This window comes from Corynebacterium sp. HMSC074C01, from assembly GCF_001814605.1.
Taxonomy (GTDB): domain Bacteria; phylum Actinomycetota; class Actinomycetes; order Mycobacteriales; family Mycobacteriaceae; genus Corynebacterium.
Window position 1 is genome coordinate 22155 of the sequence record NZ_KV817296.1, and the last position, 14859, is coordinate 37013.

General features: G+C 62.4%; 13 protein-coding genes. 11 read left to right on the forward strand and 2 right to left on the reverse strand.

Annotated features, from left to right (window positions below):
- Positions 1-52: 52 nt before the first annotated feature.
- From HMPREF2978_RS09190 to ndk, 6 genes are read left to right on the forward strand one after another with little or no spacing between them, the layout of a single operon-like run.
- On the forward strand, positions 53-2791 hold the full coding sequence (locus HMPREF2978_RS09190) for a valine--tRNA ligase (protein WP_070745132.1): 2739 nt from the start codon (positions 53-55) through the stop codon (positions 2789-2791).
- Positions 2791-4320, forward strand: a complete 1530-nt coding sequence (locus HMPREF2978_RS09195; RefSeq protein WP_070745138.1) for a bifunctional tetrahydrofolate synthase/dihydrofolate synthase — start codon at positions 2791-2793, stop codon at positions 4318-4320. The genes HMPREF2978_RS09190 and HMPREF2978_RS09195 overlap by 1 nt, the downstream gene beginning before the upstream one ends.
- On the forward strand, positions 4317-4763 hold the full coding sequence (locus HMPREF2978_RS09200) for a DUF4233 domain-containing protein (RefSeq protein WP_010190895.1): 447 nt from the start codon (positions 4317-4319) through the stop codon (positions 4761-4763). Before HMPREF2978_RS09195 ends, HMPREF2978_RS09200 begins: the two co-directional genes overlap by 4 nt.
- A 48-nt stretch (positions 4764-4811) precedes the next feature.
- A complete protein-coding gene (locus HMPREF2978_RS09205; RefSeq protein WP_070525748.1) occupies positions 4812-5657 on the forward strand; it encodes an alpha/beta hydrolase in 846 nt (281 codons plus the stop codon).
- Between the two features lie 5 nt (positions 5658-5662).
- Positions 5663-5974 carry a hypothetical protein gene (locus HMPREF2978_RS09210; RefSeq protein ID WP_070745139.1) on the forward strand — a complete coding sequence of 104 codons (312 nt, stop codon included), beginning with the start codon at positions 5663-5665 and terminating at the stop codon, positions 5972-5974.
- 59 nt (positions 5975-6033) lie between these two features.
- Positions 6034-6444 carry a nucleoside-diphosphate kinase gene (gene ndk, locus HMPREF2978_RS09215; protein ID WP_039676402.1) on the forward strand — a complete coding sequence of 137 codons (411 nt, stop codon included), beginning with the start codon at positions 6034-6036 and terminating at the stop codon, positions 6442-6444.
- A 119-nt stretch (positions 6445-6563) separates the two neighbouring features.
- On the opposite strand, the gene HMPREF2978_RS09220 is transcribed toward ndk, so the two are convergent.
- Positions 6564-6914, reverse strand: coding sequence for an ArsR/SmtB family transcription factor (locus HMPREF2978_RS09220; protein WP_046648980.1), 351 nt, complete (start codon positions 6912-6914; stop codon positions 6564-6566).
- A 113-nt stretch (positions 6915-7027) separates the two neighbouring features.
- On the opposite strand from HMPREF2978_RS09220, the gene arsB reads away from it, so the two are divergent.
- Positions 7028-8092 carry an ACR3 family arsenite efflux transporter gene (arsB, locus tag HMPREF2978_RS09225; protein ID WP_070745141.1) on the forward strand — a complete coding sequence of 355 codons (1065 nt, stop codon included), beginning with the start codon at positions 7028-7030 and terminating at the stop codon, positions 8090-8092.
- Here arsB and HMPREF2978_RS09230 read toward each other — a convergent pair.
- The gene (locus HMPREF2978_RS09230; protein ID WP_246818757.1) at positions 8089-8892 is read right to left on the reverse strand and encodes a hypothetical protein; all 804 of its coding nucleotides are present in this window, start codon (positions 8890-8892) and stop codon (positions 8089-8091) included. The two genes, arsB and HMPREF2978_RS09230, sit on opposite strands and share 4 nt — an antisense overlap.
- Positions 8893-9049: 157 nt before the next feature.
- Here HMPREF2978_RS09230 and HMPREF2978_RS09235 point away from each other — a divergent pair, with 157 nt between their 5' ends.
- The 4 genes from HMPREF2978_RS09235 to obgE all read left to right on the forward strand — a co-directional run bounded on the left by HMPREF2978_RS09235 (position 9050) and on the right by obgE (position 14770).
- The gene (locus tag HMPREF2978_RS09235; RefSeq protein WP_070745143.1) at positions 9050-12253 is read left to right on the forward strand and encodes a translation initiation factor IF-2 N-terminal domain-containing protein; all 3204 of its coding nucleotides are present in this window, start codon (positions 9050-9052) and stop codon (positions 12251-12253) included.
- A 200-nt stretch (positions 12254-12453) separates the two neighbouring features.
- A complete protein-coding gene (gene rplU, locus HMPREF2978_RS09240; RefSeq protein ID WP_010190885.1) occupies positions 12454-12759 on the forward strand; it encodes a 50S ribosomal protein L21 in 306 nt (101 codons plus the stop codon).
- Positions 12760-12802: 43 nt separating this feature from the next.
- A complete protein-coding gene (gene rpmA, locus HMPREF2978_RS09245; protein WP_010190882.1) occupies positions 12803-13081 on the forward strand; it encodes a 50S ribosomal protein L27 in 279 nt (92 codons plus the stop codon).
- Between the two features lie 159 nt (positions 13082-13240).
- A complete protein-coding gene (gene obgE, locus HMPREF2978_RS09250) occupies positions 13241-14770 on the forward strand; it encodes a GTPase ObgE (protein WP_070525715.1) in 1530 nt (509 codons plus the stop codon).
- The last annotated feature ends 89 nt before the right edge of the window (positions 14771-14859 follow it).

The following is a 14859-nucleotide window of genomic DNA, read 5'->3' on the forward strand; positions in this document are numbered from 1 at the left end:
TACTCTAGACAGGGCGCTAGTGCCAGTTGACGTACAGGGTAGAGTTGGCCAGGTGACTGATCAGAATAAAGAGCAACTCGTTGGCACCAACCGCGCGGACCAGCTTCCCAAGTCCTGGGAGCCGCAGGCAGTAGAGAAAGACCTCTACGAAGGCTGGGTAAACGCCGGTTACTTCACCCCGGACGCGTCCTCGGAGGCCGAGCCCTATTCCATCGTGCTGCCGCCGCCGAACGTCACCGGCCAGCTGCACATGGGCCACGCGTTGGACCACACTCTGATCGATTCCATCATTCGCCGTAAGCGCATGCAGGGCTATGCCACCCTGTGGCTGCCGGGCGCTGACCACGCCGGTATCGCTACCCAGACCAAGGTGGAGGCCCGCCTGCGTGAGCAGGAGAGCAAGAAGCGCTGGGATTATGAGCGCGAAGAATTCATCAACAAGGTCTGGGAATGGAAGGAAGAGTTCGGCGGCACCATCCAAAACCAGATGCGTGCCATCGGTGACTCGGTGGATTGGTCCCGTGAGCGCTTCACGCTGGATGATGGCCTCTCCCGCGCCGTCCAGACCATCTTCAAGACCCTCTACGACGAGGGCATGATCTACCAGGCCAACCGCCTGGTCAACTGGTCCCCGGTGCTGGAGACCGCCGTCTCCGATATCGAGGTGGTGTACAAGGACGTCGAGGGCGAGCTTGTCTCCATTCGCTATGGCTCGCTGAACGACGATGAACCGCACCTCATCGTGGTCACCACCCGTGTGGAGACGATGCTGGGCGATGTCGCCATTGCCGTCCACCCCGAGGACGAGCGCTACGCCCACCTGGTGGGCCAGGAGCTGCCACACCCCTTCCGCGATGACCTGAGCCTGAAGATCATTGCCGATGACTACGTGGACATGGAATTCGGTACTGGTGCAGTGAAGATCACGCCGGCACACGATCCGAATGACTATGCCATGGGCCTGCGCCATGACCTGGACATGCCCACCATCATGGACACCACCGGACACATCGCGAATACCGGCACGAAGTTTGACGGCCTGACCCGCGAAGAGGCCCGCGTAGAGATCCGTGAGGCGCTGCGCGAACAGGGCCGCATTGTCAAGGAGATCCGCCCCTACGTCCACTCCGTGGGCCACTCGGAGCGCTCCGGCGAGCCGATTGAGCCGCGCCTGAGCCTGCAGTGGTTTGTGGCCGTGGAGAAGATGGCGAAGATGTCCGGCGACGCCGTCCGCGAGGGCGATACCACCATCCACCCGAAGTCCCTGGAGCCGCGCTACTTCGAGTGGGTCGATGACATGCACGATTGGTGCATCTCCCGCCAGCTGTGGTGGGGTCACCGCATCCCCATTTGGTACGGGCCAGAGGGCGAGGACGGCCAGCGCGACATCATCTGCCTTGGTCCCGACGAGGAAGCGCCGGAAGGCTACGTCCAGGACCCGGACGTTCTGGACACCTGGTTCTCCTCTGCGCTGTGGCCTTTCTCCACGATGGGCTGGCCGGAAAAGACCGCCGATCTGGAGAAGTTCTTCCCCACGAACGTGCTGGTTACCGCCTATGACATCCTCTTCTTCTGGGTCGCACGCATGATGATGTTCGGCACCTTTGCCGGCGCGCACACCCCGGAGCTGCTCGGCGAAGGCAAGGATGGCCGCCCGCAGGTGCCGTTCACGGATATTTACCTCCATGGTCTCGTGCGCGATGAGCAGGGCCGCAAGATGTCGAAGTCCCTGGGCAACGGCATCGACCCGATGGATTGGGTGCGCGACTATGGTGCGGACGCGCTGCGTTTCACCCTGGCCCGCGGTGCCAACCCGGGCGTGGACCTGCCGCTGGCAGTCGACGCTGCCGCCGCCGGACGTAACTTCGCCACCAAGCTCTTTAACGCCACCAAGTTCGCGCTCATGAACGGCGCGGGCGTGGCGGAGCTGCCGGCACGCGACGCGCTGACCGACGCCGACCGCTGGATCCTCGACCGCTCCGAGGAGGTCCGCGCCAAGGTCGACGCCTACCTGGATGACTACCAGTTCGCCAAGGCCAATGAGCTGCTCTACCACTTCGTGTGGGATGAGCTGTGTGACTGGTACCTGGAGATTGCCAAGACCCAGATCCCGCGCGACTTCGATGCGGCGAGCGCCGAGGAGCAGGCCACCGGACGCACGACCCAGATCGTTTTGGGCCGCGTTCTTGACCTGGTTCTGCGCTTGCTGCACCCGACCATGCCTTTCGTCACCGAGGTCCTGTGGAAGGCTCTGACTGGCGGGGAGACCATCGTCACCGCGCAGTGGCCTACCCAGGAGCACACCAACGGTGGCGCGGAGAAGGATGAGGTGGCTGCCCGCCGCATTCAGGATGCCGACAAGCTCATCACCGAGCTGCGCCGCTTCCGCTCCGATCAGGGCGTCAAGCCTTCCCAGAAGGTCCCGGGCCGCCTCGACTTCGCCGCGGCTGACCTGCAGGAGCAGGAGGGACTCATCCGCAACCTGGCCAATACCACGGAGCCGGGCGAGGACTTCACCGCGTCTGCTTCCATCGAGGTGCGTCTGTCCCAGGCCACCGTTGAGGTCACCTTGGATACCTCCGGTGCCGTCGACGTCGTCGCTGAGCGCAAGCGCTTGGAGAAGGATCTGGCCAAGGCCCAGAAGGAACTGGACCAGACCGGCAAGAAGTTGGGGAACGAGGCCTTCCTGTCCAAGGCGCCGGAGGCAGTCGTGGAGAAGATCCGCGTGCGTCAGCAGGTGGCCCAGGAGGAGGTCGAGCGCATCACCGCACGTCTGGAGGGACTCAAGTAGTGGCGGAGGAGAAGAACCTCGAGGAATTTGAGGTCGTCGATGCCCTCGCGGAGGGCACCGATGGTGGGCCGGTGGAAATCACCGATTCTGGCCTAACCCTCAACCTCGGCGGCGAGGATGACTACGAGGAGGCAGCGCCTGAGCAGGCCACGCCAGAGGAGCTAGCGGAGCTGGCTCAGGTGACGGCGGAGCTTAACGCCCGCGCCCCCGAAACCATCATTGAGCCCAGCCTCGAGCGCATCGAGATGCTCATGGATCTCCTGGGTAATCCGGAGCGTTCCTTCCACGTCATCCAGGTCGCCGGCACCAACGGCAAGTCCTCGACCGCGCGCATGATCGATTCGCTGCTGCGCTCCTTCCATCGGCGGGTAGGCCTCGTCACCAGCCCCCACCTGCAGCTGGTGACCGAGCGCATTGGCATCGACGGCCACCCCATCCACCCGCGCGACTTCGTGCGCATTTGGCGCGAAATCAAGCCTTATGTGGAAATGGTGGATTCCCGCTCCGACATCCCCATGTCCACCTTCGAGGTGCTGGTCGGTATTTCCTACGCAGCCTTCGCCGATGCCCCCATCGACGTCGCCGTCGTCGAGGTCGGCCTCGGCGGCACGTGGGATGCCACCAACGTGGTCAACGCAGAGGTGGCCGTGGTCATGCCGGTGGGCCTCGACCACACGGATTACCTCGGTGACACCATCACGGAGATTGCCGGTGAAAAGGCCGGGATCATCAAGGCCCGCGAACACGATGCCGATGATGTGCTTACGCCCGGGGAGAACATCGCCATTGTGGCCGAGCAAGACCCCGAGGCAATGCGGGTTATCCTGCAGCGCACCGTGGACGTCGGTGCGGGCGTGGCCCGCGCCGGTTCTGAGTTCGCCGCGCTGGAATCCCGCATTGCCGTCGGCGGCCAGCAGCTCACCATCCAGGGCCTGGGTGGGATGTACGAAGACATCTTCCTGCCGCTGCACGGCGAGCACCAAGCCAAGAACGCGGCCGTCGCTTTGGCTGCGGTGGAGGCTTTCTTCGGGGCGTCGGCAGGCAATCAGCTCGACATCGCCTCCGTGCGCACCGGCTTTGCCAAGGCCGTTTCACCCGGCCGTTTGGAGCGCGTGCGCACCAGCCCCACGACCTTCCTGGATGCTTGCCACAACCCGCACGGGGCCAAGGCCCTGGCCGCAGCGCTCGACCGCGATTTCGATTTCGCGCGCCTCATCGGCGTGGTGTCCATCTTCACGGACAAGGACGCCGCCGGCATCCTCACTGCCCTCGAGTCGGTCCTCACGGAAGTCGTGATCACGCAGAACACCTCCCCGCGTGCCCGCGATGCCTATGAGCTGGCGGAGCTCGCCCGCGACATCTTCGGCGAAGAGCGCGTGTACGTCGAGCCCGACCTCCCCAGTGCCTATACTCAGGCCGTTGAATTGGCGGAGGATGCCGACGTGCAGTCTGGGTCTGGCATCGTGATTACTGGCTCGGTGGTCACAGCCGGTGACGCCCGCGCACTCTTTGGAAAGGAACCCGCATGAGCCCCCGCAAACCCGTCCCTGAGGAAGAGATTGGCCCGCTTGGCTTGGGCGAGGCACCAGCCAAGGATCCGCTCAAGCAATTCGGCGGCATGGTGGTGGCCAGCTCCCTCACACTGGAACTCATCACCTTTGTCTTGGCGCTGCCGATGCTGTACAAGCTCTATGACGGCACCCTGTGGACCCCGTTCAACTATGGCGTGGTGATCGGTTTTATGGTGCTGCTCCTGGCGTCCTTCCCCTTCATGAATAAGCCGTGGATCGTTGGAGTGCAGATTGTCCTCCACGTCATCGGTATCGTTCTCGGCTTTATGGTCCACTGGTCCGTGGCGACCATCTTCATCATCTTCGCCCTGCTCTGGGCACTCGCGGCCTATATGCGCTCGGTGATCGTCGCCCGCATGGAGCGCGGCTACCTCACCACGCAGCACCTGACTGAGAAGTAGGTCGCTGCGGTGTATATCCGGCCCGAGCTGCGCGCGGGAGCGGTATTCATGTCTTTGTGGGATCCGACCAACCCGCTGATCCGCCGCGCCGGGCGCATCATGCCAGCGCTGTGGCCCGCGCCCTTAATCCAGGGCGTGCGCACGCGGCGGGTGAAGAACGCCGAAATCCACGCGACTATCTATAGCCCGGAGAAACCGCGCGGCGCTGTGTTGTGGATCCACGGTGGCGGGCTGCTCATGGGGCATCCGCGCCAGGACGTCAAACACCTCAAGGAGACGGCCGCGGAGGTTGGAGTCGCCGTTGTCGCGCCACGCTACCGCTTCGCCCCGGAGAACCCTTATCCGGCCGCGCTTGACGACGTCCACTCGGCCCACCACTGGCTCCTCACGCATGCGGAAGAGCTGGGAATCAGCCAGGATCGGATTGTTATCGGCGGGCAGAGCGCCGGGGGAGGGCTCGCCGCGGCACTGTGCCAACGCCTCCACGATGAAGGCGGGGTTCAACCAGCAGGGCAGTGGTTGTTCTGCCCGATGCTCGATGACCGCACAGCCTCCACCGACCGCAACCCCATCTGGGACGCGGACTCCAACGCACAGGCTTGGCGCTACTACGTCAACGGCAACCCGGACGCCCCCTATGCCGTGCCCGGCCGCCGCGCGGATCTGTCTGGCCTACCGCCGGCGTGGCTGTACGCGGGCAGCAGCGAGCTTTTCTACGGCGAAATCGTGGATTACGCCGAGCGCCTGAAAGCTGCTGGCGTGCCTACACAGTGCGAGGTCATCGACGGCGGGGTGCATGCCTTCGAGCTGTGGGCTCCCCATACTGCGGCGGCAAAGCGCCTGCTCATGAGCTCTCGTGTCTGGCTGCAGTCGATTCTCAACGCGCTAGACTAACGGGCATGCTCTTTCTGCTCTACGGTCTTTCCGCACTGCTGTGCATCGCCGCACTCGTGGCCAAACTGTACTTTGGTGGCTTCGCGTTTCCGCTCGCATTGCTGATTCCGGCTTTCGTCTTCCTTGTTGTTGGCATGCTCAAGCAGCAGCGCGATGAGCGGCCGGTGGAGTTTGCGGATCTGGAAGAGTGGCATCGCGAGGAGCTGAAAAGCCTGCTAGACAGCGGCCAGTACGGCACGGCGGTGCGCCAAGTGCAGTTGTGGTTTCGTGGCACGAGCCATGAGCGCGCGGAGGAAATCGTGCAACGTCTTACGTAGCGCTTAATAATTGGCCCACTGGCAGGACGCGGGAGCACCCATTCTGTACTATGTGCCCTATGACTGAACGTACACTGATTCTCATCAAGCCGGACGGCGTCAAGAACGGCCACGTGGGCGAGATTATCTCCCGCATCGAGCGCAAGGGCCTGAAGCTCGTCGCCATGGATCTGCGTGTCGCCGACGAGGAGACCGCAAAGAAGCACTACGCCGAGCACGAGGACAAGCCTTTCTTCGGCGAGCTCGTTGACTTCATCACCTCTGCGCCGCTGGTTGCTGGCATCGTCGAGGGCGAGTCCGCTATTGCCGCATGGCGTCAGCTGGCCGGTGGCACCCACCCGGTTGAGAAGGCCACCCCGGGCACCATCCGCGGTGACTTCGCTCTGACCGTTGGCGAGAACGTTGTCCACGGTTCCGACTCCCCGGAGTCCGCTGAGCGCGAGATCTCCATCTGGTTCCCGAACCTCTAAGAAGTTCATCGCACCTAGCGCGCAATAAGGCCCGAGCATAGCGCTCGGGCCTTTGTTATTTCTGCCCCTTACCCCGAACCCGTCCTGTGTGCTCGAGCGCAGATCCGATCAGGTACCGGTTAGTCGAACGACAGCAGCGTGCGCAAGGCCGCAAAAGCGTCTTTGTGCACCTGATGGGTGACGGTGCGGCCGCATTGCTGTCTGGATAGCAAGCCGGCTTCCCGCAGGCGCGCTAGGTGGTGCGAGACCGTGGGCTGACTCAGCGCAGTGAGCTCGGTGAGTTCCGTGACACTCATGGGCCCACAGCCTTCATCACACAGGATGGACAAAAGACGCAGGCGGGCAGGGTCTGCCAGCACTTTGAATTGCTGCGAAAAATGCCTCGCCTCGGCGTCGCTGAGCGGGCCTGTGCTTAAGGAGCAACACTCAGTGCTGGGCGCGCTGGTTTCGGGCGTGGAAGAGGAAGCCATGCGATCAGTATAGGGGTTATCCTTGCACCCTACGTTATATTGACGTGTATCAATACGTGCTGTACATTGCATGTTCGTATCGTGCTCTGTTCAACCTTGAAGGAGGGAGAGGCATGGCCGTGTCGCAGCGCCCGACGTTGTCTTTTCTTGACCGATTTTTACCCATGTGGATCATTCTGGCGATGGCTGCCGGACTGCTCATTGGCCACTTCATTCCCGGGATTGGCCAAGCCTTGGGCGCCGTTGAAATCGGCGGGATTTCCATTCCGATCGCCATTGGTCTCCTCGTCATGATGTACCCACCCTTGGCCAAGGTTCGCTACGAGAAGACCAAGGAAATTGCCACGGATGGCCGCCTCATGGCGGTATCGCTCGTCCTCAACTGGCTGGTGGGGCCGGCGTTTATGTTTACCCTGGCGTGGCTGTTCTTGGCGGACCAGCCGGAGCTGCGCACCGGCCTCATCATCGTGGGCCTTGCTCGCTGTATCGCCATGGTGCTTGTGTGGTCGGACCTCTCATGCGCTGACCGCGAGGCAACGGCTGTGCTTGTCGCCCTGAACTCCATCTTCCAGGTCGCTATGTTTGGTGTTCTGGGCTGGTTCTACCTGCGCGTCCTCCCCGGATGGCTGGGACTGGACACGACGAGCGCTGACTTTTCCTTCTGGGCCATCGTCAAGGCCGTACTCGTCTTCTTGGGCATACCGTTCCTGTTGGGTGCGCTGTCTCGCGTGTGGGGCGAAAAGGTAAAAGGACGGGAATGGTTTGAGAACCGCTTCCTCCCAGCCGTATCGCCCCTGGCCATGATTGGTCTGCTGTACACAATTGTGTTGCTCTTTTCCCTGCAGGGCGAGCACATTGTGGAGCAGCCAGCAACGGTAGTGCGCGTGGCCGTGCCGCTGGTTATCTACTTCGTGGGCATGTTTGTGCTGTCGCTGGGCGTAGCAAAGGCCGTTGGCATGAATTACGCGCAGTCTGCCAGCGTGGCGTTCACTGCAGCAGGAAATAACTTTGAGCTTGCTATTGCGGTATCCATCGGCACCTTCGGAGCGATGTCTGCTCAAGCCCTTGCCGGAACGATTGGTCCCCTTGTTGAGATCCCAGTCCTCGTTGGTTTGGTCTATTTCATGCTGTGGATTGGTCCGAAACTCTTCCCAGGAGATGACACTCTTCCGCGCTAGCGCGTGCGTGCAGCGTCCATGCTGCGCACGCCGGATTCGGTCAGAGTGATGTTAAAGGTCCGCTCACCACTCCACTTGATGAAACCAGGCAGCTTCACCACGCCGGCTGCTTCGAGTTCACGGAGTTCTTCTTCGAGCCCCTCCTCGTAGCCGATCAGCCGCCCCAGCTCAGAGATGGAGGTGGTATTGCCAGTGACTGCGCCGGCGGCGACCAGCCCGCTGAGGACTTCCGGGTGAGTTTCTACCGCGGCGATGCTCGCTTGAGTGACGCCTTCGAGGCTTCCTTGTTCGGTGATCGCCTTGATGCGGCGCCTGCCCACTCGGTAGGAGGTTGTGCCGAACGCACGGCCGCCGAAGATGAACGCGGGGATGGAGAAGGCAGTAAGTCCAGCGGCGATAAGGATGGGGTTGGGTGAGATATCGCCGATAATCCCGGTGGACTTAATTCCCTCAGTGATGAGAGGGGAGAAGATAGCAAGCACCGGTAGAAAGTAGGCGAGAAGAGGGTAATCGCCCGCCCGGTACTCTTCTTGCGCAGCTTGGACGAACTTTGGCTCGCTGCGAATGATGCGGAAGGCTCCGTAGAGCATCACCATGATGAGCACCCCGTAGACCGGAACCGCGTAGGGATAAGGGAAGTCAACGACGCGAAGGCCGGAGGCGATGCCCGCGGGCACGGCCACGGTGACAATATCCTGTAGCGCAATCTCGTTCCGGGCGCGCGCCTGGGCCACAGTACGTGGTGCCGGTTCAGGCAATTTCCGCTCTGCCGGTGTGTTTGTGGGCGCGCTATCGGGCATAGCGGCGATACTAACATGTGAGCCTCGTTCGAGCTCTGTGCCAGAATGGAAGGCGCTGACAACTTAATAAAGACGAAGAGAATTTTTTCAAAGACTCACTACCGTGTGGCGGCAACCTGCGCCCGGGGTGAGCACAACCTCAGGAGATTAGCCACTGATGGCATCCAAGAAGAAAACAGAAGAAGTACGCACTGAATCGACGCTGGCCGCAGCTGTAGCGGGGATTGACCGCGAGGCGCTCGCACCCAAGACCCGCCTTTATGCTTTGGCAAAGCAGCTGGGTGTGGCCTCCAAGGAGTTGGTGGCTCAGTTTGCGGAGATGGGAATCAAGAAGTCCGCGCAGTCTTCGCTGACACCGCAAGAGGTGGGCCAGCTTATCGACGCCCTCGCGCCCGCCACCGAAGCCCCCGAGCAGGCCGCAGCCGAGGACGCCGACCAGTCGGCAGCTCAGGTCGACGATGCTGACCAGCCGGAGGTTCCGGCAGAGGACAAGCCAGAGAAGACCGTCAAGAAGAAGCGGACCAAGCGTGCGGTCAAGCGCGTGAGCAAGGCAGGCAAGAAGGCTGAGTCGAAGGAGCAGGCAGAGGAACCTGCACCGGAAGAGTCTGCGGCGCAACCGGATGGCGCGGGGGAGTCCCGGGAAGTCACGCCGGTACAGACTGCGGAGCCGGAGCAGCTGAGCGAGGAAGAAGAGAAGCTGCGCGAGCGCGTTCGTAAGAACGTTGATAACGAGATTTCGCAGATCGTCGACAAGGTCGATGCAGAAATGCTGCACGAGGCGCTCGCTGAGGCCGGCGAAAGCGACGAGGAAGATGACCTCACCCCGCTGATTACCCCGATGGCGGAGGAAGACCCGGACGTGTACGACTTTGCGCCAGTCTTCATGGCGCCGAAGATCACGCCGCCAGCCAAGCGCCAGAAGCCGGAAGTACGCGAGGAAGAGACCGAAGAGGATGCAGCGCCGCTAAGCCAGCCGCGCGGTCGCCGGCGTGGCAGCCGCGGCACCTCCCGTGGCCGCGGGGCAGAAGGCCGTGGGCCCGCCCGTGAGGAAGTCGAGCACATCGAAGAGCCGAAGGCGATTAAGGGCTCGACCCGTATCGAGGCACAGCGCCGTCGCCGCGCGGAGTTGCGGGAGAAGGGACGGGAGCGCCAGCACATTGTCTCCCAAGCGGAGTTCTTGGCGCGCCGCGAATCGGTCGAGCGCACCATGGTGGTGCGCGATAAGCAGCGCACCGACGGCGCGGGCATCATCACGCAGGTTGGTGTGTTGGAGGATGACCTTTTGGTCGAGCACTTCGTCACGACCGAAACGCACCCTTCCCAGATAGGCAATATCTACTTGGGCCGTGTGCAGAATGTCTTGCCTTCGATGGAGGCGGCCTTCGTCGATATTGGACAGGGCCGAAACGGCGTGCTGTACGCGGGCGACATCGACTGGCGCGCCTTGGGGATTGGCGGGCGCAGCCGCAAGGTAGAAAACGCCTTGAAGTCTGGTGATCAGGTTCTCGTCCAGGTGGCCAAGGACCCCATCGGTCATAAGGGCGCGCGTTTGACCACCCAGATTTCCCTGGCCGGTCGCTTCCTGGTGTACGTGCCCGGCGGGCGCAGCGCGGGAATCTCCCGCAAGCTGCCGGCACCGGAGCGCAAGCGCCTCAAGGGAATCCTGGAGCGCGTCATCCCAGGAGATGGCGGCGCCATCATCCGCACGGCCGCGGAAAACGTGTCGGAGGAGGACATTGCCTCCGACGTCAACCGCCTGCACTCCCTGTGGGAGGACATCAGCGCCCGCGCCGCGCATGAAAAGGCAACGAAGGGCGCCAAGCCGGTCACCCTGTATGAAGAGCCGGATTTGCTCATCAAGGTGGTGCGCGACCTCTTTAATGAGGACTTCAGTACCTTGGTGGTGGATGGTAAGCGTTCCTACAACACGGTCAGCGCCTACGTGGATTCCATGGCGCATGACTTGGCCGACCGCGTGGTGCGCTATGACGCGCGCGAGCACGATGGTGAGGATGCCTTCAGCTCCTACCGCATCGATGAGCAGCTGCAGAAGGCTCTCGGCCGCAAGGTCTGGTTGCCGTCGGGCGGCACGCTCGTTATTGACCGTACGGAGGCTATGACGGTCATCGACGTCAATACCGGCAAGTTCACCGGCTCCGGTGGCAACCTCGAGGAGACGGTGACGCGCAATAACCTCGAAGCAGCCGAGGAGATCGTGCGTCAGATGCGCCTGCGCGATATCGGTGGCATGATCGTCGTGGACTTCATCGATATGGTCCTGCCGGAGAACCAAGACTTGGTGCTGCGCCGCCTCAAGGAAGCATTGGGGCGTGACCGGACTCGCCACCAGGTTTCCGAGGTGACCTCACTGGGCTTGGTGCAGATGACGCGCAAGCGCGTGGGCACCGGCCTCATCGAGACTTTCTCCACCGAGTGCGAGGCCTGCCACGGCCGAGGAATCATCATCCACGACTACCCGGTTGATGAGGACACCGAGGAAGAGAACTCGAAGCCGCAGCGCCATGCTCGGAAGGAACGCCGCGCACCGCAGCGGGATCCAAAGAAACACCCGGCAGCCGTCCGCATGCACCGCCATGACGAGGACACACCGTCTGAGCACGAGGTTTCCCAGGCTGATAACGAAGAAGCGGCGCGTGACGAGGAATCCTCACTGGAAGAGCTCGTGGCCAGCGTGGTCGTTGTCGATGAAGATGACACGGATACGCCGGATAGCGCGTCCATTGGTTATGCCGTAGCGGAAAGTCTGGAAGCACAGCGTTCGAGGCCGAAGTCAAAGCAGAAGCGCTCGCGCAAGCCGCGCCGGGCAACGCGTACCTTCCAGGAACCGCAGCGCGAGGAAATAAGCGAAGACCCACGCGCACAGCAGGAGAAGCAGGATAGGAACGCTAACAACGCTGAAGCGGAAAAATCCTCCGCGCAGCGCTCGGAGCAGACCTACGAGGAGGCCGTAGCGGCCTTCGAGAACTCACCGCGTCGCAAGCGCCGCACACGCGGAAACTCCCGCTCGGATATTCGCCCGAAGCGCGAAGACTTCGCACAGGAGGAGGCTCCGGCTAAGGACGCCCAGCTGGCTACCTCTAAGAAGGAGGGCAAGGCTGAGCGAAAGAACGCGGACTCCGGTGTAAGCACAAACGCGCGTACTTCCCGCGGACGGGGCCGCCGCCGAGTGGTGCGCAAGATGGCGCAGAGCCACTCCGCCCAAACTCCGAATGAACGTGGCACGCACGTGGAGCGCAGCACCGAGGCGAAGGAGCGCGAGGGCGCCGCACGGACCGGCGCGCCGACGACACGTAGGGGTGGGCGCGGGAGGCGTCGTGTGACACGGCGCAGGTCGCGCTAGAAAAGGCGTTTTGCCTTTTCGCCCCCTCACGGGGTAGTCTTTGACAGTCGCTGTTTAGACCATGAATGCGCTGGATGGGACGAACGCGGTTTTCGCGCGTCTCTCGCGGCTTATGATCTGAACGCAATTGTCCAATGTCCATTCGCTAGCGGCACCACCCAGCTGCTAGCGAGCCGAGTTTAGATAAGGGGTAGCCCTCTATGTACGCGATCGTCAAGACCGGCGGAAAGCAGTACAAGGTTGCTGAAGGTGACCTCGTCAAGGTCGAGAAGATCGAGGGTGAGCCGGGTTCCTCCGTTGCTCTCACCCCGGTTCTGCTCGTCGATGGCGCAACCGTCAAGTCGAAGGCTGCAGACCTGGAGAAGGTCTCCGTCTCCGCTGAAATTGTCGAGCAGGGCAAGGGCCCGAAGATCGACATCCTCAAGTACAAGAACAAGACTGGTTACAAGCGTCGCCTCGGTCACCGTCAGCCGGTGACCACGCTGAAGATTACCGGTATCAAGTAAGCCTTAACCGGCACTAATTCATCCCTGAAGGAGGGGAAACCACATGGCACACAAGAAGGGTGCTTCCAGCTCCAGCAACGGTCGCGATTCCGAGTCCAAGCGTCTCGGCGTCAAGCGCTTCGGTGGTCAGCAGGTTAAGGCCGGCGAGATCATCGTGCGTCAGCGCGGCACCAAGTTCCACCCGGGTGAGAACGTTGGTCGCGGCGGCGACGATACCCTGTTCGCTCTCGCTGCAGGTTCTGTTGAGTTCGGCGTCAAGCGTGGACGTCGTCTGGTCAACATTGTTCCGGCTGAAGAGGCCGCTGCAGAAGCTACTGCCTAAGAGCTTCATGGCTTAATCCCGAGCTTTTTGCTCGGGATTTTGTCGTTTTCACGCGTCCGGCGTGGTGGGGGAGCGTGGAGAAAACTAAAGGGGCGTTGCTTCAGATCCCCGGCAGCATTCAACTAGGACGGTATGCCAGGAACCGTTAGACTAGCGGGCATGGCACGATTCATTGACCGAGTGGTTTTGCACCTGCAGGCAGGCGACGGCGGACATGGCTGCGCCTCCGTTCACCGCGAAAAGTTCAAGCCGCTCGGCGGGCCCGATGGCGGCAACGGCGGCCACGGTGGAGACATCCTGCTGGAGGTCTCAACCCAGATCCACACACTGATGGACTTTCACTACCGCCCGCACATCAAGTCCGAGCGCGGCGGCAACGGTGCTGGCGACTGGCGTAACGGTGCGCGCGGCAAGGACCTCATTCTGGAGGTGCCGGCAGGCACCGTGGTCTATACCGAGGATGGGGAGATGCTCGCGGACCTCACGGTCCCGGGAACCCGCTTCGTGGCCGCGGAGGGCGGCTTCGGTGGACTCGGCAACGCAGCACTGGCCTCCGCAGCCCGCAAGGCCCCGGGCTTCGCCCTCCAGGGCGAGCCGGGCGAGGCGCGCGATCTCATCCTGGAGCTGAAGTCCATGGCGGACGTCGGCCTCGTCGGCTTTCCTTCCGCGGGTAAGTCCTCGCTCATTTCGGTCCTCTCGGCGGCCAAGCCAAAGATTGGCGACTATCCTTTCACCACCCTCCAACCCAATCTGGGCGTGGTGGACATGGGCCATGAGTCCTTCACCATGGCGGATGTTCCGGGTCTGATCCCCGGTGCCGCCGAGGGCAAGGGTTTGGGACTCGACTTCCTGCGCCACATCGAGCGCACCGCCGTGCTCGCGCACGTGGTAGATACCGCCTCCATCGAGCCCGGCCGCGATCCGCTCTCGGATATCGAGGCTCTTGAAACCGAGCTGGCCAAGTACCAAGAACTGCTCGAGCAGGACACCGGCCTGGGTGATCTGCGCGAGCGCCCACGCGTCATCATCCTCAACAAGGCAGATATCCCCGAAGCCGAAGAGCTGGCGGAGTTCGTCAAGGAGGACCTCGAGGAGAAGTACGGCTGGCCGGTTTTCATCATCTCCGCCGTCGCGCGCAAGGGCCTCGACCCACTCAAATACAAGCTCATGGAGATGGTCAACGAGCACCGCAAGTCCCAGCCCAAGGTCGCCGCGGACAAGAACCACACCATCATTCAGCCCAAGTCCGTGGGCAAGAAAAAGAAGGGCAGGTTCGCCGACTTCACCGTCACCCCAGACCCCGAGGTGGAGGGCGGATTCATCGTCGAGGGCGACAAGATCGACCGCTGGATTCGCCAGACCGACTTCGAAAACGACGAGGCCGTGGGCTACCTCGCAGACCGTCTGGCGAAGGCCGGCGTCGAAGAGGAACTGCACCGCCAGGGCGCGGAGGAAGGCTGCCCGGTGACCATCGGGGACATCACCTTCGAGTATGAGCCCATGGCTGGTGGCCGCGCGACTGATGCTGGCCGCGGACAGGATGGCCGCCTCATGAGCACCGAGCGAGTCTCGGCTGCCGAGCGTAAACGCGCTTCCCAGGCACGCCGCGGTCTCGTCGACGAGTTTGACTTTGGTACCGATGGGGAGGTTACGCGCGAGTCCGCAAACCGCGATCGCTGGCAGGGCTAGCCCGGTATACTGAGCCGGTATGTCATCCGAACACGACAACCAGATCGACTATCCTCTTCCCCTCGAACCCTTTGAGGGGCCAACCCCGG